Source organism: Collinsella sp. LCP19S3_H3, assembly GCF_052119145.1.
Taxonomy (GTDB): Bacteria; Actinomycetota; Coriobacteriia; order Coriobacteriales; family Coriobacteriaceae; genus Collinsella.
In genome coordinates this window covers 79,586-99,393 of the sequence record NZ_JBQKFW010000005.1, presented here as the reverse complement: position 1 = coordinate 99,393, position 19,808 = coordinate 79,586, and the positions used below count along the sequence as shown (strand labels likewise).

21 protein-coding genes, 1 pseudogene and 1 riboswitch are annotated in these 19,808 nt (G+C 57.5%); of the genes and pseudogenes, 11 read left to right on the top strand and 11 right to left on the bottom strand.

Annotation, left to right across the window (positions count from 1 at the left end):
• Positions 1 to 177 precede the first annotated feature (177 nt).
• The 4 genes from ACTQZF_RS04080 (at position 178) to ACTQZF_RS04065 (ending at position 3,746) form a co-directional block, all read left to right on the top strand.
• Positions 178 to 780 (top strand): recombinase family protein, encoded by a 603-nt coding sequence (locus ACTQZF_RS04080; RefSeq protein WP_441554609.1) that lies wholly within the window; start codon positions 178 to 180, stop codon positions 778 to 780.
• Between the two features lie 193 nt (positions 781 to 973).
• The gene (locus ACTQZF_RS04075) at positions 974 to 1,789 is read left to right on the top strand and encodes an FxLYD domain-containing protein (protein ID WP_441554608.1); all 816 of its coding nucleotides are present in this window, start codon (positions 974 to 976) and stop codon (positions 1,787 to 1,789) included.
• A gap of 214 nt (positions 1,790 to 2,003) precedes the next feature.
• Positions 2,004 to 2,675, top strand: a complete 672-nt coding sequence (locus ACTQZF_RS04070; protein ID WP_441554607.1) for a DUF4230 domain-containing protein — start codon at positions 2,004 to 2,006, stop codon at positions 2,673 to 2,675.
• A gap of 9 nt (positions 2,676 to 2,684) precedes the next feature.
• On the top strand, positions 2,685 to 3,746 hold the full coding sequence (locus tag ACTQZF_RS04065) for a hypothetical protein (RefSeq protein ID WP_427794253.1): 1,062 nt from the start codon (positions 2,685 to 2,687) through the stop codon (positions 3,744 to 3,746).
• Between the two features lie 130 nt (positions 3,747 to 3,876).
• Here ACTQZF_RS04065 and ACTQZF_RS04060 read toward each other — a convergent pair whose 3' ends face one another.
• The 4 genes from ACTQZF_RS04060 to ACTQZF_RS04045 all read right to left on the bottom strand — a co-directional run bounded on the left by ACTQZF_RS04060 (position 3,877) and on the right by ACTQZF_RS04045 (position 6,941).
• Positions 3,877 to 4,476 (bottom strand): tRNA (cytidine(34)-2'-O)-methyltransferase, encoded by a 600-nt coding sequence (locus ACTQZF_RS04060; RefSeq protein WP_441554606.1) that lies wholly within the window; start codon positions 4,474 to 4,476, stop codon positions 3,877 to 3,879.
• Positions 4,477 to 4,574: 98 nt separating this feature from the next.
• The gene (locus tag ACTQZF_RS04055; protein ID WP_427719863.1) at positions 4,575 to 5,705 is read right to left on the bottom strand and encodes a GTP-binding protein; all 1,131 of its coding nucleotides are present in this window, start codon (positions 5,703 to 5,705) and stop codon (positions 4,575 to 4,577) included.
• An 86-nt stretch (positions 5,706 to 5,791) separates the two neighbouring features.
• Positions 5,792 to 6,133, bottom strand: coding sequence for an arsenate reductase family protein (locus ACTQZF_RS04050; RefSeq protein WP_441554605.1), 342 nt, complete (start codon positions 6,131 to 6,133; stop codon positions 5,792 to 5,794).
• Between the two features lie 184 nt (positions 6,134 to 6,317).
• Positions 6,318 to 6,941 (bottom strand): flavodoxin family protein, encoded by a 624-nt coding sequence (locus ACTQZF_RS04045; RefSeq protein WP_427728306.1) that lies wholly within the window; start codon positions 6,939 to 6,941, stop codon positions 6,318 to 6,320.
• Between the two features lie 258 nt (positions 6,942 to 7,199).
• Between ACTQZF_RS04045 and ACTQZF_RS04040 the strand changes: the two genes are divergently transcribed.
• Entirely contained in the window at positions 7,200 to 8,069 is an 870-nt protein-coding gene (locus ACTQZF_RS04040; RefSeq protein ID WP_427719865.1) for a patatin-like phospholipase family protein, read from the top strand.
• Between the two features lie 356 nt (positions 8,070 to 8,425).
• Here ACTQZF_RS04040 and ACTQZF_RS04035 read toward each other — a convergent pair whose 3' ends face one another.
• The 3 genes from ACTQZF_RS04035 to thiM are packed head-to-tail and all read right to left on the bottom strand — an operon-like array spanning position 8,426 to position 10,302.
• A complete protein-coding gene (locus ACTQZF_RS04035; RefSeq protein ID WP_441041833.1) occupies positions 8,426 to 9,121 on the bottom strand; it encodes a thiamine phosphate synthase in 696 nt (231 codons plus the stop codon).
• On the bottom strand, positions 9,118 to 9,459 hold the full coding sequence (locus ACTQZF_RS04030) for a thiamine-binding protein (protein ID WP_427719764.1): 342 nt from the start codon (positions 9,457 to 9,459) through the stop codon (positions 9,118 to 9,120). Before ACTQZF_RS04030 ends, ACTQZF_RS04035 begins: the two co-directional genes overlap by 4 nt.
• Before the next feature lie 3 nt (positions 9,460 to 9,462).
• Positions 9,463 to 10,302 carry a hydroxyethylthiazole kinase gene (gene thiM / locus ACTQZF_RS04025; RefSeq protein ID WP_441554604.1) on the bottom strand — a complete coding sequence of 280 codons (840 nt, stop codon included), beginning with the start codon at positions 10,300 to 10,302 and terminating at the stop codon, positions 9,463 to 9,465.
• A 51-nt stretch (positions 10,303 to 10,353) separates the two neighbouring features.
• A riboswitch (TPP riboswitch) is annotated at positions 10,354 to 10,464 on the bottom strand.
• A gap of 161 nt (positions 10,465 to 10,625) precedes the next feature.
• On the opposite strand from thiM, the gene ACTQZF_RS04020 reads away from it, so the two are divergent.
• The 4 genes from ACTQZF_RS04020 to ACTQZF_RS04005 all read left to right on the top strand — a co-directional run bounded on the left by ACTQZF_RS04020 (position 10,626) and on the right by ACTQZF_RS04005 (position 15,180).
• Positions 10,626 to 11,534, top strand: a complete 909-nt coding sequence (locus tag ACTQZF_RS04020) for an HAD-IIB family hydrolase (protein ID WP_441041835.1) — start codon at positions 10,626 to 10,628, stop codon at positions 11,532 to 11,534.
• 10 nt (positions 11,535 to 11,544) lie between these two features.
• Positions 11,545 to 12,441, top strand: a complete 897-nt coding sequence (locus tag ACTQZF_RS04015) for a LysR family transcriptional regulator (RefSeq protein WP_441017188.1) — start codon at positions 11,545 to 11,547, stop codon at positions 12,439 to 12,441.
• Between the two features lie 148 nt (positions 12,442 to 12,589).
• On the top strand, positions 12,590 to 13,723 hold the full coding sequence (locus ACTQZF_RS04010) for a 5-methyltetrahydropteroyltriglutamate--homocysteine S-methyltransferase (protein ID WP_441554603.1): 1,134 nt from the start codon (positions 12,590 to 12,592) through the stop codon (positions 13,721 to 13,723).
• 122 nt (positions 13,724 to 13,845) lie between these two features.
• On the top strand, positions 13,846 to 15,180 hold the full coding sequence (locus ACTQZF_RS04005) for a uracil-xanthine permease family protein (protein WP_441554602.1): 1,335 nt from the start codon (positions 13,846 to 13,848) through the stop codon (positions 15,178 to 15,180).
• 59 nt (positions 15,181 to 15,239) lie between these two features.
• Here ACTQZF_RS04005 and ACTQZF_RS04000 read toward each other — a convergent pair whose 3' ends face one another.
• Complete coding sequence (locus ACTQZF_RS04000; RefSeq protein ID WP_427719770.1) at positions 15,240 to 15,905, bottom strand: alpha/beta hydrolase; 666 nt, start codon at positions 15,903 to 15,905, stop codon at positions 15,240 to 15,242.
• Between the two features lie 136 nt (positions 15,906 to 16,041).
• A complete protein-coding gene (locus ACTQZF_RS03995; RefSeq protein WP_441554601.1) occupies positions 16,042 to 17,355 on the bottom strand; it encodes an NCS2 family permease in 1,314 nt (437 codons plus the stop codon).
• A 193-nt stretch (positions 17,356 to 17,548) separates the two neighbouring features.
• Here ACTQZF_RS03995 and ACTQZF_RS03990 point away from each other — a divergent pair, with 193 nt between their 5' ends.
• Positions 17,549 to 17,968, top strand: coding sequence for a peptide deformylase (locus tag ACTQZF_RS03990; RefSeq protein WP_154517060.1), 420 nt, complete (start codon positions 17,549 to 17,551; stop codon positions 17,966 to 17,968).
• Positions 17,969 to 18,212: 244 nt separating this feature from the next.
• Entirely contained in the window at positions 18,213 to 19,178 is a 966-nt protein-coding gene (bsh, locus tag ACTQZF_RS03985; protein WP_427719772.1) for a choloylglycine hydrolase, read from the top strand.
• A 79-nt stretch (positions 19,179 to 19,257) separates the two neighbouring features.
• Here the strand turns inward: bsh and ACTQZF_RS03980 are convergent, their stop codons facing one another.
• Positions 19,258 to 19,419, bottom strand: coding sequence for a hypothetical protein (locus ACTQZF_RS03980; protein WP_441546571.1), 162 nt, complete (start codon positions 19,417 to 19,419; stop codon positions 19,258 to 19,260).
• Positions 19,420 to 19,457: 38 nt separating this feature from the next.
• Positions 19,458 to 19,601: pseudogene (locus ACTQZF_RS03975) on the bottom strand (KUP/HAK/KT family potassium transporter); the annotation flags it as partial.
• Positions 19,602 to 19,808 lie beyond the last annotated feature (207 nt).

Genomic DNA, 19,808 nt, shown 5'->3' with positions numbered 1-19,808 from the left:
TTCTAGTTAAAAGCAGTTAATTACCGTTAAAAGCTAGCATGTTGTCGACGTAGCACTTGAACAGCTTGTGTCCGAGGGCCAAAATGACCTCAGCCCATTCGCGAAATTTGCACGCCCTATAGTGAGTGGGTTCTCGCTTGAGCCGATGCTGCCAAGAGGCGGCCGATAGGGGCAATTATGGACAATCGAATCTTTGGGTATGTGCGTGTCTCTTCCGCGGACCAGAACTTGGACCGCCAGTTAGACGCACTGGGAAGGTTTCCCGTTCAACAGGGTCAGATTTACGCTGACAAGGCAAGCGGTAAGAACTTTAGACGTCCCCAGTACCAGCGTCTTCTTCGCAGGTTGCGCGAGGGTGACGTTCTCGTGATCAAAAGTATCGACCGTTTAGGTTGCGATTATCGTGAAGTCCTCGATGAATGGCGACGCATCACGGTGGATAGGCGTGCTGCCATCGTGGTGCTTGATATGCCGTTACTCGATACGCGCGAGCAACCCGATGGCATCACGGGAACGTTCATGGCGGATCTGGTCCTTCAGATCTTGAGCTACGTGGCGCAGCTGGAGCGCGAGAACATCAAGCAGCGCCAGGCGGAGGGTATCGCGTCGGCGCGCCTGCGTGGCGTGAGATTTGGGAGGCCGGCGCTCGAACGCCCGGATGGCTATAACGATGTAATCAAATCACTCGAAGGGGATGAAGTTACGAGGCGAGAGGCCGCAACGCCCCTGAACGTCAGCGCATCGACGTTCGATCGTTGGAGACGGGCGGACACGAACTGATATGACCGTTCGCCGTCTGTCCGTCCTCTTTAACTAGACATTTTGAAGAGGGGAGTTTATTGCACAGAGCCACTCCTTCCCTCGATGTTTATCCAGTTCACGCCCTGGAACCAAATAGTGCCACCGCGTTGCCAATTCGTCTGCTTTTTGACGAGGGGTTATGAGCTGTAACGTCAATCGAAGGGAAATAGTCATGAAACGAAATATTACTAATAAGATGCCCGTGATGGGTTTGCTTGTTCTGCTCACCTGTTCTCTGGGGTTCATTTCGGCCTGTTCACAGAATGATGCAAACGCTGCAAAGTCGAAATATGTCGACGATAAGGCGATGAATGTTATCGCCGCCGGGTTCGAGAGAAGGTTCGACGTCATTGAATCTAATGCAAACGATGATGATCCTCATTCAACCGAGAACATCCAGGAAGCTATTGAGGCCGAAATCAAGAACGACAAGGAACTCAAGAACGCTAGGTTTAAGGATTCCAAGATGCAACAGGACGTAATCACGTATCTGAATCTGCTTGATGACCAGCTTAAGGTGACCGAGGACTACTCGCAATCGTCTGCGGATTATTACGAAGAGTGGAATAAAGTCTACGATAAGCGGTCTGCGCAACTCAAGAAGCTTGTTGATAATTACGGGCTGGAAGTAGGGGAAAAATATAAGGATGATTTCAACGACTTAATTAAGAATGGAAAGTCCGTAACAGAGAAGACCTGCTATGAGGATGCCATCAACAGTTTGATTCAGGGAGCAAATTTCGAAAAATCGGATGACGGTTACGGTCTGTATACGTATACGGCGGTAGTTGAGAACACCTCTGGTATGTCGTTCTCTAACGTCAGCCTGACACTTGCTCTCTATGATGCAGATGACATCAAAGCGGAGGAGACCTATGCGGACACTTCTTCGTGGGCGCCGGGTGAGAAAGTCAAGTTCGAGGCAATGTCCGATGTTGACGCTGCGCGCGTTGTCGCATCTGTTTCCAGCTACGATGTAAATAAATAAGTTCTGCACGGAAGGGGCGGGTTAATCGGCAATGAATGGTTGACCTGCCCGTTTTATGCCAAATATTGAACAACAAGTGCTGCGAACGAATGTGTATTATTTCGGATTGCAAACAACTGCCCTCGTCTAAAGACATGCTGAAAACGACAATTAAGGCATGAGGTATAACCCACGGCAGTTTCTTAAATAACAGGGATTTTGAAAGGAATAGGGGATGGATGAGATGGAGGAAGGCATGGGGGCGCTGAAAGCGAAACTCGGGAGAATCCTGACAAAGCCCAAGGTATTCTTTGCGGGCCTGGCGCTTGGCGGAGTGATTGTGGCTGTACTTTTCATTACCATCTTTAGTAACGGCAAAGCTGCGGGCGCGAAAGAAACGACCCCCAATACGCTTTCCCCGTCGGTCGTGTTTGAACGCATCGCTTCCCAGAACGAGATGGTTTCTGCATCGCAGAACTATGCGATTGTCGATAAGGTGACGGATACCAAGAGGTTCTTCGATTGGTTTGATATCCCGTTTACGGAAAACAGCTTTTGGTACCGATATGTGGGAACCATTAAGGCGGGTGTGAATCTCGAGACGGCAGAGATACATACAAACAAGAAAAAGCTGACCATTACGATGGATGAGCCTTATGTAATCTCGAACACGCCGAATATGAATAAGTCGGGTGCTCTCGAGGAACGCAACAACATCCTCAACCCCATTGAGGTCAAAGATGTCACGGCGTTTGAAGCGCAGTGCAAGGAGCGGAGTGAAAGCGAGGCCATCAAGGATGGCAAGCTGCTCGAAGAGGCTCGAGTGAACGCCGAAGCAAATATCCGTGCGATGTTCAACTCGGCATTTGGCGATGAATATACGGTTGATTTCGACTATCGGAAATAGGAGGTCACTATGGAGGATAAAGACGATCTAGCTGTTGTCGAAAGGGAGGAGCTGTCGCGACATAAGCAGAGTTTTGATATCCGTAAGGCCGCTGCCGGGTTGGTTGATGGCGCCGGAAGCGCGATGGCGGGCGCGGTTGCAACCGTACAGAAAGTTGCCGATGGTGTAATGTGTGCTGCAACTCCGATGGTCGATGACGCCTTGGCGGCTATTGCTGATGCGGCCGATGGTGCGGCAGGTGCTGCCGCGGATATCGGTGACGCCATCAACGATTGGGCATACCAGCAGCAGCTTAATAGATACAGGCCGGTAACCAAGGAGACCTATCAGAGTCCTTCATTTTATTTGCCGAATATGATTCGAATTGTTGACGGAAATGAGCGTCGGGGCATCGACGCCTGTAGGGATGCTATTGGTTGGCTGGATACCGTTAAGGGTACGCAGATTTTCAATCTGTACCGCGAGGCAATCGGGGATAGCGAATTGTCTTTCTACCCTAAACCATCTCTTTATTCCACATATTACATAGATGCTTTTGATCGGTCTCGCTTTGTTGATCTTGACTCTTATTTCGCAACCATGCAACAAGACAAGATGGCCGAGTTGAGACGGATTGCGTTCATGCTTGGCGCGAAGCGCTGCAAGTTGGAGGTGACGGAGTACGAGGAAACTCGGAGAGGCCACCAGGTTAAGGGAAATGCCAAAGCGGGAAAGAAGGGCTCGGCTCGAATCAACGGCTCTTTGAGCGATTTAACGAGAAATGAGAAGAAAATCCTGTTTACACAGGAATTTGAGGGAGACATGGTTCCACAGCGCCCTGAACTCCATTGGTATGCCCATGACTCTGACATTCTCTTGTTAATCGAAACGAGATGCGGTGGAGAGGATAAAAACAAGGCGAAGAGCTATCGGGTTGAATTGAAAAGCGAGACGACCATGACCATGTCCGTATCGCTTGCTATGGCTATCGATGAGGCATGCAGCAAGCTGAACATAAGGGCGAATTCGAGCCTGACAAGCCAAGCTAAGCGAGAACTTCGGCAGTCATTTGTATTTGAAGTTGAATTCTGACGTGAATTGCTAGCAGCCAAATGCGGCAAAGGGACTGTCCCTTTGCCGCATTTGATGTCAAAACCATTTTGTCAAGGACTAGAGAGTTTGAAAGTCTACCATTTCTGCCCCGTCCCCTAATGGCAGGTTTTTACATGCCGGCAAAGCCTGTCTGGCGCAGGGCTTCGTAGAGGACGATGGCGGCGCTGTTGGAGAGGTTGAGTGCGCTGATGCGGTAGTCGTCCGGATTGACGAAGTTGCCGCAGATATCCTGCCGAAGGATGGCCTCATGGCCGTTCTCGGTATGTCCGAGCGATTCCTCGTGGGCTTCCCAGGCCTCGGCGTTGTCGAGTGAGTCACAATCGCGCAGCATGGGAATGCGCTCGCAGCGCTCGGGCGCTGCGACGAGCAGCCCTTCGGGAATCCCCGAGCTTTCGCTGCCAAAGACCAAATAGTCGTCGTCACGGTAAGTGCTTTGCGCATAGGTTCGGCGTGCCTTTTTGGTCAGCAGATGCAAGCGGTCGTCAGCGGGGGAGAGGTCATTGCGCGCAAGGAAATCCTCCCAGCTGGCATAGGTCGTCACGTCCAAGTTTTGCCAGTAGCCCAGGCCGGCGCGACGCACCGTTTTGTCGTCGAGCGAAAAGCCCAGTGGCTCCACCAGATGCAGGCGGGCGCCGGTAACCACGCAGGTACGGCCGATATTACCCGTATTGGCCGGAATCTCGGGCGCATACAGCACGATATTGAACATGAATCTCCTTGGCATAGAACGAAAAACCACCACGAAGGGGCAGTCGCCTTCGTGGTGGTTTGATGGTTACGTGGGCGGAAAACGCCCACTTGGATAACCTAAGCGCGGTGCCAGTCGGTCAGGCAGGCATCAAGGGCGGCGATGAGCGCATCCTTGTCCATGTGACGGCCGATGATGCACAGGCTCGTCATGCGGTCGCCCGTCTCGTCGTCCCAAATCTGCATGATCTCGGGGTTCTCGTCGATGATCTTCTGCTTCTCGCCCTCGGGCGCCGAGTCAACGAACAAGCCGTTCTCCATCAGGCGCATCTGGCGGCCGGCCTGCTCGAACATGTAGCACATGTCCGGATCGCCGGTCTGCCACAGCGGACCCTTGACGCGAATGACCTCGTCGGGCCACTCCTGCTCAACAAAATCGGTGAACTTCTGCAGGTCAAACGGCTTACGGCGCGAGTACACAAAGGTCTCGATGTCGTACTCGAGCACCTCGGGGTCGTCGTGCTCCTCGGGATGCTCCATGGCCTCGATCCAGGCGGCGGAGTTGTAGGCGCGCATAAAGTCGAAGCGATCGGTATCGAGCAGCTCCTCCATGGGGACCTCGCCGTTTTGAGCCTCAACAATCACGGCGTCCTTCTGCAGGCTGCGCACGATGGCCTTGAGCTCGGCGATCTGCTCAGGGCTCACGGTATCGGTCTTGTTGAGGATCAGCGTGGAGCAAAACTCGATCTGCTGGATGAGCAGGCTCTCGATGTCGTCCTCGTCGATATCCTCGGCCAGCAGGTCGCGACCGCCGTTGAACTCGTCGTACATGCGGGCGCAGTCGACCACGGCAACGATGTTGTCGAGCGCGAGCTTGGGCTCGCCGCCCACTTTAGCCTCGTCGCAGAAGCTCGAGATGGTGTAGGCGATGGGGATAGGCTCGCAAATACCGGAGGCCTCGATGATGATGTAGTCGAACTTGCCCGAATCGGCAATGCCCTGCAGCTGGTTGGCCAGGTCGTCCGAAAGCGTGCAGCAGATGCAGCCGTTGGTGAGCGGGATGAGGTCGTCGGTCTCGGAAAGGCCACCGTCGGCGATAAGGCTGGCGTCGACGTTGATCTCGCCGATATCGTTGACGATCACGGCGGCGCGGATGCCGCCGTCGTTGGCGAGGATATGGTTGAGCAGCGTGGTCTTGCCGGCACCGAGGTATCCGGTAAGCATGATAATCTTCACGGGCTTGTTGGGCATGTGCCCTCCTTTGTTAGATATGGCTTACAGCTGAATCTTATGCCAAACGCCTGCTCTTATACCCACGCGCCGGCAAATAACACAGGCTACTCCCAGGCTCCCCATACATCGGGGCAATAACCGACGGTGGCCTTTTTGCCGTTGCGCACGATGGGCTCGGCCAGTACCTGCTGATTCTCGAGCAGCTTATCAAAGCGCTGGCTGGGAGTGAGGTGCTGGATAAGTGCGAGTGTCTCCTCGTCCTTGGCTTTGGGGTTGAGCAGATTGTCGATGCCGCCGACCGCCTGCATCACGCTCGTGAGCTCGCCTTTGCTCATCTCCTTTTCCTTAAGGTCAATAAACTGCACCTTAATGCGGCGCTCCTTAAAATAGCGCTGGGCCTTCTTGGTATCGAAGGACTTTTTGGTGCCGAAGATTTGCACGTTCATAGCATGTTCCGCCGTTCTAACGAACGGCGGTCACCTCGACGCTGCAAAGCCATCTGATGGGCAATCTGCCTTTCAATCGTCGGGCGCGGGCAACAGCCCAGCGCCCTCCTCTTTCAAGGCACCTTGCCTCATCAGCTGGCTTTTCGCTGACATTGATAGAACATCGAGGTGACCACCGCTGGACTTATCGAATGAAGTTGGTGCGCTCGCGATCGGCTTCGGGCGCGCTGATGCCGGCGGCCTGTCCTGCTTCGATACATTGCAGGAGCCAGGCCATGTTCTTGCCGATGTTGCGCATGGTGGCAAGGCCCTCGGCATCCCCATCGGCGTCGCCGGGCACGCGACCAAAGACGTTGTTCCAGTACGTGGAGGCGACCACGGGCATCTGGTTGATGGTGAAGTACTTGTTGAGCACATCGAAGGTGGTCGACGTGCCACCGCGACGGGCGACAGCGACCGCGGCGCCGGGTTTGTGCGCAAAGGCGTGCCCGCCCGCATAGAAGGCGCGATCGAGGGCCGAAAGGATGCGTCCGCTGGGGTGCGCATAGTAGACGGGTGAGCCAAAGACAAAGCCGTCTGCCTGCTCAGCGGCAGCGATGAGCTCGTTCACCACGTCGTCGTCAAAGGTGCAGCGACCCCCAAGCTTGCCACACTGGCCGCAACCGATACAATCGCGAATGGGCTTGGCGCCCAGCTGAAATACCTCGGTATCAATGCCTTCGGCATTGAGCTGCTCGGCGACTTCGGCGAGCGCCCGGGCGGTGTTTCCGTTTGCCTTGGGACTGCCGTTGACCAAAAGAACCTTCATCACAAACTCCCTCTGCTGTCGGTGACTTCTGCTGAGAATTATCTCACGTTGCGTGCGATGACGTTGGCATGGTGCGGGCGATGTTTATCCCGCAACGTTCTTAAGGGCGTTCATGCCTAAGGCCATCTAGGGGCATTGCGGTACGGCATGGGGAATGCATTGGGAAACGTTCGATAAATGCTTATAAACACGTTTCTGACGGCATACGTTGACAGATATACTTGTTGAGTTCAAAAGCATGGGAACGGAGATGGTTGCATGGCACAGCCGGAGACATCACACACAGTGGGGCTTGCGCTCGAGGGAGGCGGCTACCGCGGTATGTATACGGCGGGCGTGCTCGACGTTTGGATGGAGCACGGTTTGACCTGCGATCATATGGTGGGTGTCTCGGCGGGCGCGGCGTTTGGCTACAACTTTAAATCGCGCCAGATCGGCCGCGCCATTCGCTACAACAAAGCCTATTGTGCCGACAAGCGCTATGCGAGCGTGACCAGCTGGCTGCGAACCGGCGATATGTTCAATGCCGATTTTGCCTATCACGAGGTGCCTATCGAGCGCGATCCCATCGACTTGGAGGCGTATCGCGCCTGCCCCATGCGATTTACGTGCGTGTGTACCGATATCGAGACGGGCAAGGCCGTCTATCACGATCTGCCGTATGGCGACGAGCGCGATATCGAGTGGATTCGGGCATCGTCGGCGATTCCCGTGGCGACCAAGCCCGTCTGGATTGATGGACATCGATATCTGGATGGCGGTGTGGCCGATTCTATTCCCAGCGCATGGCTGTTTGCGCAGGGGTATGACCGTAACATCGTGGTGCTGACGCAGCCGGCGGGCTTTGTGAAACAACCCAATAGCTTGATGCCTATGCTGCGCCGCGTGTTTCGCCGCTATCCAGAGTTTGTCGCGGCGCTTGAGCACCGGCACGAGGTTTATAACGCCACGCTCGATGACCTGACGCGTCGCGAGGCCGGCGACGAGGTTTTTGTGGTGCGTCCGAGCGAATCGGTGAAGGTGCCATCGCTGTGTCGTGAGCCAGAGGAGCTCGAACGTATCTACCAGGTCGGTCGGCGTGATGCGGAGGCCACGTTGCCCGCACTAGAGGTGTATCTGGCAGGGTAGAGCCACGGTCGCTGACTCGGCGGAAAATGCATCTCAGAATGAGCCTTCGAAATGGGGCATAGTTTCCCATGGAGACCGCTCGGGAAAGCGTGCCCCACTTTTCGGCCGTAGTTTGGGACACAGTTTCCCGTTGGGCGGATTTCGGAAAGCATGTCCCAGAATTTGCGCCCAGAACGGGACACAGTTTCCCAGACGGCGGATTCCGGAAAGTGCATCCCGGAATCTACGTCTAGACTGGGACACAGTTTCCCGCTGACTCTCTATATGGAAAACGCATCCCAGAATGGAGGTCCAAACTGGGATGCGCTTTGCGCTATTGAAGATATGAGGCTGCGAATCAGCTGCTCGGCCTATGCCTATGCCTGTTGCCAGGCATCGACAAGCTCCGTGGCTGCGACACGGGGGTCGTCAGCGCTGCAGACGGCGCTCACCACAAAGAAGCCCTCGACGCCGGTGGCCTTGAGCTGCGGCAGATCGTCTTTTTTGACGCCGCCGCCGACCACGATGGGAACGGGGCTTGCCGCATGGAGCGCGGCCAGGTCCTCAAAGCTCTTGGTGATGATGGAGCCATCTGCCGCGCGTCCACAGTCGCGCTTGGTCTCGGTCTCGTGGAGCGGGCCGATGCCCAGGTAGTCGACTAGGCTCATGTCGGCGGTCTTGACGTACTCGAGCATTTCCTCGCAACGGGCCGAAAGGCCCACGATGGCATCGGGGCCCAGAAGCTTGCGGCAGACCTCGACGGGAATATCGCTCTGGCCCACATGCACGCCGTCGACGGCGATACCCTGTTCGCGTGCGGCGAGTACGCAGTCCAGACGGTCGTCGATAAGCAGGGCGACCTTGCCGGTCTTGCCGGCGCGAGCGATAGCCTGCGCGGCATCGCCGGTCAGCGCGATGATCTCGCGGGCACTTGCCACCTTGGAGCGCACCTGGATGCAGGTAAAGCCGGCATCCAGCGCCTGCGCTACCACATCGCCCACGGGACGTCCCAGCGTGTTTTCGGGGCCGAGTACCAGATAGGCCGAGATATCAAGGTTGTCGCGGATGCTCATCGTGCTTCCTCCTGCTTTTTGATCTGCGCTTCCATGCGCTCGAGTTTGCCGGTCATGGTGTCGGTAAAACCGGGTCGAATATCGGCTTTGAGCACGACTTCGGTGCGGATGCCCTTGCTTGCCAACACAAAGGTTGCGTCGCGTACGACCTGCATGACCTCGTCCCAGTCGCCCTCGATCTCGGTGAACATCGAGGTGGTGCGGTTGGGAAGGCCGCTCTCGCGAATGACGCGCACGACCTCGGCGACCTCGGCGGACAGCTCGTCGCCTGTGCCGCACGGGGCGATGGCTACGGCGACGAGCGTGTTCATGTCGGCAGCGGTTGCGGGTTCGGACATGGCTTATGCCTCCTCGAGCTCGAGGTGGTTATTCGCAATATCCTGAGCGGTCGCGCGGTAGAGTTCGTCGATAAAGGCGACCTTAAAGCTTGCCGGGGCATCAGCGACAGCGGCAGCACGCGTGCCGGCAACGTTGTAGACAGCGGTACCGCAGATGGCTGCCGTAAACGGATCGGCGGCGCAAGCGTACACGGCCAGGACGCCGCCCTGCGAGCAGCCACAGCCGGTAATCTTGGACATGAGCGGGCTGCCGCCGTGGGACTTGGCCACGGTCGTGCCGTCGGTAATCAGGTCGACTTCGCCCGAGACCACTACGGCGCCGCCGGTGTAGCGGGCGAGTGCCACGGCAGCGCCGCGGGCGGCGTCGACCGTATCGGTGGTATCGACACCGCGCACGCGGCTCAGGTCAGCCGCCTCGCCTTCAAGACCCCACAGGCCGGCGAGCGCGATGATCTCGGAGGCGTTGCCGCGCACGATGGCGGGCTTGTACTGCTTGAGCTCGTTTACCAGCTGGGTGCGCAGGCTACCGATGCCCAGGCCCACCGGATCGAGCACCCAGGGTTTGCCGGCGTCGTGTGCCGCTTTGGCCGCACGGGGAATCGTCTGCGCGTAGATGGGGAAGAGCGTGCCCATGTTGAGATAGATGGCGCCGCCGCCGGCAACGAGCGCCTCGCCCTCGTCGGGCAGATAGACCATGGCGGCCGAACCGCCTACGGCGAGCTGCGCGTTGGCGACAAAGTCGATCGTCACCGTGTTGGTGATGGAGCCGGCCATCGGGTTGGTGGCGCGAATCTCCTCCACGGCCTTGACCACATTTTGTTTAAGCTGTTTCGAATCAATCACTGCACATGCCTCCTTGGCATAGAAAAGGGGCGCTGTGCATAGACAGCGCCCCTGTAAAGGCGGCATGCTCCCTACGCCAGCATTAACTGACAGGTTCAAAGGATTGGGCCCCATGCCCTCTCAGCCTTGTGGTTTGCACCGCCGGCACTCCCGCATCGAATCTGTTGTTCCCTATACTAGCGCACCTGCCAAAAAGGGACAGGTTTATTTTGGTAGGTGGCAACTGGGGTGTCGCATTTTCCCAGATAAAACCTGCCAAAATAAACCTGTCCCTTATTGGCAGGTCGCTACAATGGATACGGTGAAAATGACTGGGGGACTCTATGATCAAACTTGTGCTGACCGATATGGACGATACGCTGATTCCAGCCGGGCATGACGGCGCCAGCGACTACGCCATCGAGGGCATTCATGCCATGCAGGCGGCGGGCCTGCACTTTGGCCCGGTTTCGGGCCGTCAGCCGTCCGCGATGGGCTGGATGTTTCGTAATCGCTCCGAGTGCTTCTCGACCGGTGCGTTCTGCAACGGCCAGGTCATGTTTGTCGACGGTGAGGTGGTAGCCTCGCATGCGACCGACAATACCGCCCTTATTCGCTTGGCTGACTACTTGGAGCAAGAGACCGATGATACCTATCTGAAGGTCTACAGCCTGGGTGATGACTTTTGGGACAATGACGCCTATTGTGTGACGAGCGACCCCGAGCGCGTGCATCGCGCTATGGAGTCGGGCGGCAACGCGTGGCTCAAAGGCGAAGAGGCCCCGTGCCGTCCCGTTGTCGGTGACGCGCCGGTGTTCAAGGCGAATATCTGGAGTGCCCGTTCGCGTGAAGGGCTCGCGGAGCTACGCGAGCGCGTTGCCGCCGAGGTGCCGGAACTCTCGCTTGTGTTTCCCAACAACCGAGTGCGCCTGTTTGACATTCTTCCGGCTGGTTGGGACAAGGGCTGTGCCACGCTGGAGCTGGCGCGTGCTTTGGGCCTAACGCCCGACGAGGTGGCGGTGTTCGGCGATTCCGATAACGATCTGCCCATGATTAATGCCGTTCCCAACTCCGTTGCAGTCGCCAATGCCAATGAGGCCGTCACGGCTTCCGCGCGTTGGCATATCGGTGCTGCGGCAGACGATGCGGTTGCCGGGGCTCTGCATGAGATTGCCGCCTGCGCCGCGACGGGGGCGATGCCGTCGTTTATGCGCCAGGTGGACGCGACGGGTCATGGCGTCACGAACGTCTAGGGAGAAAGTCATGAAGCTTCAGCAGCTCAGGTATGTTGTTAAGGTTGCCGAATGCGGCAGCATTACCGAGGCCTCGCGCCGGCTCTTTGTGTCGCAGCCTTCGATTACCGCGTCGATTCGCGATCTCGAAAACGAGATGGGTGTGCACATCTTTGAGCGCACCAACAAGGGCGTCATTGTGTCCGAGGAAGGCGAGACATTCTTGGGCTACGCGCGCCAGGTACTCGATCAGGCCGACCTGCTCGAGGGCAAGTACAAGGGCGCATCCGAGCAAGTGCCGCACTTTAGTGTGAGCTGTCAGCATTATTCCTTTGCCGTTAATGCGTTTGTCGACGTGATCCGTGAGTTCGATGCCGCGCGCTACGACTTTACCCTGCGCGAGGAACAGACTCACGAGATCATCGAAGATGTCGCGCACATGAAGAGTGAACTGGGCATTCTGTACTTATCCGAACATAACCGCGAGGTTATCGAGCGCATGCTGGCGGCCAACGAGCTCGTATTCGAAGGACTCTTCTGCGCCACGCCGCACGTCTTTGTATGCGCCGACCATCCACTGGCGGACCACGCCAGCGTGACGCTCGATGACCTCGAGGAGTATCCGTTTTTGTCCTACGAGCAAGGCAGCTACAACTCGTTTTACTATTCCGAGGAACTGACCTCGACGTTTGAGCGCCGCAAGAATATCCGCGTGCGCGACCGTGCGACCTTGTTCAACCTAGCCATGGGCCTCAACGGCTACACGGTGTGTTCGGGCGTGATTAGCCACGAGCTTAATGGCCCCGGTATTATCTCGATTCCGCTCGATGTAGATGAATACATGGAGATTGGCATTATCACGCGCAAGAATACGACGCTCACGCGCTATGGACAGGCTTATGTCGAGGCCATCCGGAGGCATATCTAACCGGTAGCGTTTGATGTTGCTGTCTTGAGCTGTCGAAATGGCTATAGGAAAACTATATGGCAAACATATATAAACGCATATTTTACGATAACCAGGAGTGCGCTCATACTCTTTCTCGCCAAAGCATTCCATGCAAAAGGAGATTCCTATGAGCAATTCCACCCAGCTCAAAGCGCCGTTTCGCGCCGATATCGTCGGCAGTTTTCTTCGTCCGCAGGCCGTAAAGGACGCCCGCGCTGCCTATGCGGCAGGCGCGCTTGATGCCGAGGGACTTAAGGCAGTCGAGGACGAGGCCATTCGCGATTTGGTGGCAAAGCAAAAGGCCGCCGGCCTGCAGGTCATCACCGATGGCGAGTTCCGCCGCAGCTACTGGCACCTCGATTTTATGTGGGGTCTCAACGGCATCGAGCGCCGCACCTCGCGTACGGGCTATATGTTCCACGATGAGGAGACTACCGCCGACACCGCCGTGGTGACCGGACCTATTAGCGGCGAGAACCATCCGTTCGTCGAGCACTTCAAGTTTGTCAAGGCGCTCGAGGGCGAGGGCCAGGTCGCGCGGCAAACCATTCCGGCGCCGATCCAGACGTTCTCCGAAGTCACGCTCGACCGCTGCGATGGCCAGCAGGAGAGCCTGCGCGCCGTCTACAAGACCGACGAAGAGCTCGCCGATGCCATCACCGCAGCATACCGCACCGTGATTGCCGATCTGTATGCCGCGGGTTGCCGCAACATCCAATTTGATGACTGCACCTGGGGCATCTATTGCGACACTGACTTTGTGTCCAAGACCGGCATGAGCCCGGTTGACCTGCAAAAGGTGAGCGAGCTGGGCGTGGCGCTCAACAATGCCGCCATCGCGGGCAAGCCTGACGACTTGGTGATCAATACGCATGTATGCCGTGGCAACTACCACTCTACTTATGCCTTTGAGGGCGGCTATGATCCCATCGCCCCGTACCTGTTTGCGCATGAGGACGTTGACGCGTTCTATCTGGAGTTCGACACTCCGCGCGCCGGTGGTTTTGAGCCGCTCAGGTATGTTGCGCCCGGTAAGAAGGTCGTGTTGGGCCTGGTGACCACCAAGGCAGCCGAGCTCGAGGACGAGGACGCGACCGTCGAGCGTATTCATGAGGCAGCAAAGTACGTGCCGCTTGAGAATCTGTATCTGTCTCCGCAGTGTGGCTTTGCCAGCTGCGAGATTGGCAACAAGCTGACCGAAGGCGAGCAGTGGGCAAAGATCGCGCTGGTCAAGCGTATTGCCGAACGTGTTTGGAAATAGCGGTACCGTTTGCAAGTGACGGCGCGTGCGAGACATGGTGTATCGCGTACAATGGTTCGGACCGTATCGTTCGGGCAGGTTATCCGCTATGCCCGAGCGCCCTTCCATTCGAAAGGACATCCATGTCCCAGTCCTCGACGCCCGCCGTCACCGATGCCATCTACGACGCTTCGTCGCTCGGCCGCCCGCGCATGTTCCTGCTCGGTCTGCAGCACCTGTTTGCCATGTTTGGTGCCACGGTGCTGGTGCCCGTGCTCACCGGCCTTTCGGTATCGGCAACGCTTTTGTTTGCCGGCTTGGGCACGCTGCTCTTCCACTTCCTGTCACGCGGTAAGGTCCCCGCATTTTTGGGCTCATCGTTTGCCTTTATTGCCGGTTATGCCGCAATCGCGCCCAACGGCGAGGCCGAGCTATTGCCCTACGCTTGCCTGGGCGTTGCCTGCGCCGGTTTGCTCTACCCAGTGCTTGCGGCGCTCTTCCGCGCGTTTGGTGCCAAGCGCGTCATGCGCTTCTTCCCGCCGGTGGTGACTGGCCCCATTGTCATTTCGATCGGTCTGATCCTGGCGAGTTCCGCTATTGCCAACTGCCAGACTAACTGGCTCGTTGCCGTGGTTGCCGTCGCCGTAATCGTCATCTGCAATATTTGGGGTCGCGGCATGGTCAAGATCGTGCCGATTTTACTGGGCGTCGTGGTGAGCTATGCCGTTGCGGCTGCGCTGGGCGAGGTCGATTTCTCCGGCGTCGCAGCCGCTCCCTGGCTTGGCTTGCCTGTCGTGTGGGACAACACGGTGTTTGCACTCTTTGGGCCGCAGTTCGATAGCGGCCTTGCCACGACGGCCATCATCACCATCATGCCGCTGGCCTTTGCAACCATGATCGAGCATATCGGCGATATATCCGCTATTGGCTCCACCTGCGAGCGCAACTACATCGCCGATCCCGGCCTGCATCGCACGCTGCTCGGTGATGGTCTCGCCACGATTCTGGCTTCGCTCTTTGGCGCTCCGGCCAACACCACGTATGGCGAGAACACCGGCGTGCTCGCCCTGACGCGTGTGTTTGACCCGCGCGTGATTCGCATTGCCGCGTGCTGCGCCATCGTGCTTTCGTTCTGCCCCAAGTTCGCTGCCGTGATCGCCGCCATGCCGGCATGCGTTATCGGCGGCGTGTCGCTCGTGCTCTATGGCATGATCAGCGCCGTGGGCGTCCGTAACCTCATCGAGAACCAGGTCGATTTCCAGAACAACCGCAACGTGCTGGTGGCCGCTCTGGTGCTCGTGCTTTCACTCGGCATTGCCTACAGCGCCGCCGGTGCCATCGTGCTGAAGCTGTTCGGCGTGACGATTTCGCTTTCGGGCCTTGCCGTGGGCTCGCTGGTGGGCATCGTGCTCAACGCGATTCTGCCTGGCAACGACTTTGAGTTCGCCGTTTCTGAACTCGAGGAGACTGTCGAGTAGTAGTTGTGTTCAGCTAAATCAAAAAAAATGGCGCCCGTGCGTACGCGTGGGCGCCATTTTTAATGCGTCAGTATCCAGTGTATGCCGCGGGCCATGCGCAGACCGGTTTGGGCAAAGTGGTTACCGGGGTTGAGCTCGAAGGTCGCGGGGATGCCTCGGTCGCCGAGTAGTTTTTCCATTGCGCGTGTGTCGTCGAGTACGTGCCGCATCATGCGGTTGGGCGTCTTGGTCTCCTTTTTGCCGAGTGATAGATAGACGGCGTTGGGCGCGGCTGGCATCGTGTGCCCGTGTGCGTAATCGAGAAATCCGGGAAACCATAGGGACCCCGATGCGCTTGCGGCGCGGTCAAAGGCATCGGTCTGCCAGAGCGACCAAAGCGAAAAGAGGCCCGCCAATGAGTAACCGGCAATGCCGCGCCAGGTAGGCGGGCAGGGAAGTGATGGCTCGACCTCTGGGATTATCCGATTCAGCAGTTCATCGAGAAACTCGGACGCCTGTCCACCAAAGGGCTCGGCATCGCGCACGGTTCCGTCGCATTCCCAAGGGCTCAGCTCGCGATTCCAATTGAGCCCGCCAATGGCGACCAGGGTGAATGGCGGGCAATCAAGCTCAAGACAACGGCTATAGACCTCGGTGCCGTCACCCATGACCGCGGGAAGGTAAATGACGGGCGCGCTTTCGACATGTTTTGAATGAATGGTTATCTGCTTTTGACGCGCTTCCATGACAAGCTTCTCTCTGCATTTCGACATCTACAAATACGATTGTCGCACGTCGGCGTAGGGACCGTCGCTAAAAGAAAGGCGCAGAGCCGCTTGATACGACTCTGCGCCTTGAGGTTTTGCTTTAGCAGCTTTGCCCTTACGCTACAAAGAAGTAGACGAGGAAGGCGAGTGCTGCGATCCACATGAGCGGCTTGATCTTGGAGGCCTCGCCCTTAAAGAGTGAGACGACCACGTAGGCGATAAAGCCCAGACCGATGCCGGCAGAGATGGAGTAGGTGAAGGGCACGCCGGCGACAATCATGAACGCTGGGAAACCCTGCGACACGTCGGACCAGTCGATCTCGGAGGCCTCGCTCATCATGAGGTAGCCGACGTAGACCAGAGCACCGCAGGTGGCGGCGCTGGAAACGATGGTGACGATGGGGGAGAAGAACGCGGCGAGAATGAACAGCACGCCGGTGGTGACGGAGGTGAGGCCCGTGCGGCCACCGTCGGCAGCGCCAGAGGTGGACTCGACGAAGGTGGTGATGGAGGAGACGCCCATAAAGCCACCGGCAGCGGCGGCCACGGAGTCGACGACCAGGATGGGACGGATGTCCTCGACATTGCCGTCCTCGGTCAAGAACTCGCCCTGCTTGGCGACGGCCATCGCGGTGCCCATGGTGTCGAAGAAGTCACTCATGAGCAGCGAGAAGGCAACGACGAGCAGCATCGGGTCGGTCAGGACCTTCACGATGGCCATGTTGCCATCAGCAGTGCTGGCAAACGGGGCGCCAAAGGTCGAGAAGTCGAGCGGTGCGATGAGACCCTCGGGCGCATGGGTGACGCCCAGCGGGATACCGGCGATAACGGCGACGATGATGCCGATGAGCAGCGAGCCCGGCACGTTGCGGGAAGCAAGGGCAACCGTCACGACGATGGAGATGATGCCGACGATAAAGGTGGGGGAGGCGATGTCGCCCAGGCCGACGAGCGTACCGGCGCCAGCGGTGATGATGCCGGCGTCGCACAGGCCGATCATGGCGATAAACAGGCCCAGGCCCACCGAGATGGCGTGGCGCAGGACCACGGGGATGGCGTCCATGATGGCCTCGCGCAGACCGCAAAGGACGAGCAGCAAGATGATGATACCTTCGAGGAAGATAACACTCATGGCAACGTGCCAGTCACCGCCGCACATGGTGGCGGTGATGCCCGCAATCATGGCGTTGATGCCCAGGCCCGACGCACAGGCGAGCGGGCGGTTGGCGAAGATGCCCATGCAGATGGTCATGATGCCGGCGCCCAGACAGGTGGCGCAGGCGAGCGCTCCCGCATCGATGCCAGCGCCCGAGAGCACCGCAGGGTTGACGGCGATGATGTAGGCCATCGCCAGGAATGTTGTCAGTCCAGCGCGAAGTTCGGTCCCGATTGTGGACTTGCGCTCGCTGACGTGAAAAAGTTCGTCCATGCATACCCTTTCCTTGTTCGGCCCCGAGTTTAGGCCGATTGACACGAACTTACCTACTATATCGCCTTTGGAAGGTCGATGTTTCTCGCATGTTGAAGTTCGGCGCTTTGTAACAGGCGGACGGTATTTTTCGCATGAAAATGTGTAGGTACCGTATACTTAAGCAGTTACATTGAACTCTTTGGAGGAACGTATGATTAAAGAGCTCTGCCGCGACGAGGCTATCCTGTCCCAGCGTTGCGAGGTTGCGACTGTCGAGGACGAGTCGGTCGCACAGGACCTGATCGATACCATCAAGTCGCTCGAGGACGCCGGCTGCCTTGCCGCCAACCAGATTGGCGTCACCAAGAAGGTCTGCGTCTATCTGGACGACGCCGGCGAGCCCCACGTGCTCTACAACCCCCGTCTGGTGTTTGGCCTGGGCGCCAGCAAGATGGAGGAGAGCTGCCTGACGCACGACGAAATCACCAAGTCCACGCGCTATATCAAGTGCAAGGTTGCCTTTGACCAGATCGTCGACGGCAAGATGAAGGAGTGCCGCCGCGACTACACGGGCTTTGAGGCACAGATGATCCAGCATATGATCGATCACTGTCTTGGAAAGTTGGTCTAAGGGGACCAAAGTACCGCACCTTGCCGCTCAATCGTCGCTCGCGTACCTTAAGTACGCTTCGCTCCTCTTTCGTGGCAATCTGCGGTACTTTGACCCCTTAGACGACCTGCGAGGTTGACTTGGTTGAGTTTATCTTGCTTGTGTGGTCCGGGCGTGACGTTATTGTCATGTCCGGGCTTTTGTGTTTAGCGCCTATTTGTTTGGTAACAATGAGCTTAACAAGGACGTATGGCTAGGAGGCGCCATGTGCACGAGCATTCGATTTACCGATAATTCCGGCAACATGTATCTGGGTCGCAACCTCGACTGGAGCTTTAGCTACGGCCAACAGGTTCGCGTGATGCCCCGCGGGTTCCATATCCCGTATTCGTTTATCGACGATGCGTCGGCGGCACACGCGGTAATCGGCATGTGCATCGATTACAAGAACTATCCTATGTTTTTCGACTGTGGTAACGATGCGGGTCTGGCTGTGGCAGGGCTCAACTTTCCCGGTTATGCCGAGTATGCCGAGGACCCGGTTGATGGCAAGACCAATATCGCGGCCTATGAGTTTCCCCTGTGGGTGGCAGCGACGTTCTCGACGGTCGACGAGGTCGAGGCTGCGCTGCGCGACACGGTGATTGTTGCCAAATCTGCCGGAGAGGGGCTGGGTGTGTCGCTGCTCCATTGGATTATCGGCGACAGCCGGCGCAGCATCGTGGTCGAGATGATGGCTGACGGTCTGCATGTATACGACGATCCGGTCGACACCCTTGCCAATCAGCCGACCTTCCCGTGGCACATGGAAAACCTGCGCACCTATATCACCGCCACAAGCGATTTTCCTCAGACGGCGACATGGCGTGGCGCCGAGCTCAAGCCCTATGGCGCGGGTGCCGGCATGCGCGGTATTCCGGGTGACTGCTATTCGCCGAGCCGTTTTGTAAAGGCGGCATACCTCAATGCCAATTACCCGCAAAAAGACAGCGAGGCCGAGAACGTCATTCGCATGTTCCGCTCGCTCGAGGGGGTGGCGATGATCGAGGGTGCGTCCAAGATGGGTGACGGCAAGTTCGAGAAGACTATCTACACCGGATGCTTTAGCGCGCGCACGGGCAATTACTATTACTCAACGTATGAGGATCCGTCGATTCGCTACGTGAGCCTGATGGATGCCGAGGGCGCGAGCCCCGATAGGCTCGTGGTTCCCGAGCCGCGTCGTTCGTAGCCGGCGGTTTTACTGCAATGCAAAGCGGCCCTGCGCCTCCTGTGAGGCGCAGGGCCGCTGTCGTCGCCGCGCGACGTCGTTAGAAGTTGGCGTCGTTGAGTTGTTCGCTCTCGAGGCCGTCGAGCTGTTGCTGTTCGGGCGTATCGGTGACGCTCCCGAGCAGCTCGGTGGGGTCGACGTTCATGTCCCTACCGGCTTCGTTGCCGTTGCCAAGCTCGTCCGAGAAGATACCGACATCCATTTCCTCGGCTTCCTCGATCTGAACCTCGAGCTGGAGTTATTGGCGAGCAGCGCCGCGCCGCCGATCATGGCAGGTAGGATCAGCCACGGCGCCACTTTGCGCACCAGGCTAAACAGGGCGAAGATGCCGCCCTCGTTGTGGTTGTCGGCCTTCATGGCGATTACCACGTACTTGACCGTGCTGGTCTTGGAGGTTTGCCTCCAGTTTGGCGTGCGCCACGTGGACTCCCTTGGACATCCGGTTATCTGTCTTGGACAGATAACTTTTATGCCGTCTTTATACATACAAGAGCTGTTTGGCACATCGGGTAATTGTAGACAATAATCCCCAGCTGGGGATTATTTATGTACGCAGGTAGCATTTCAAAACAGGGGAGCATCCGCTGTATG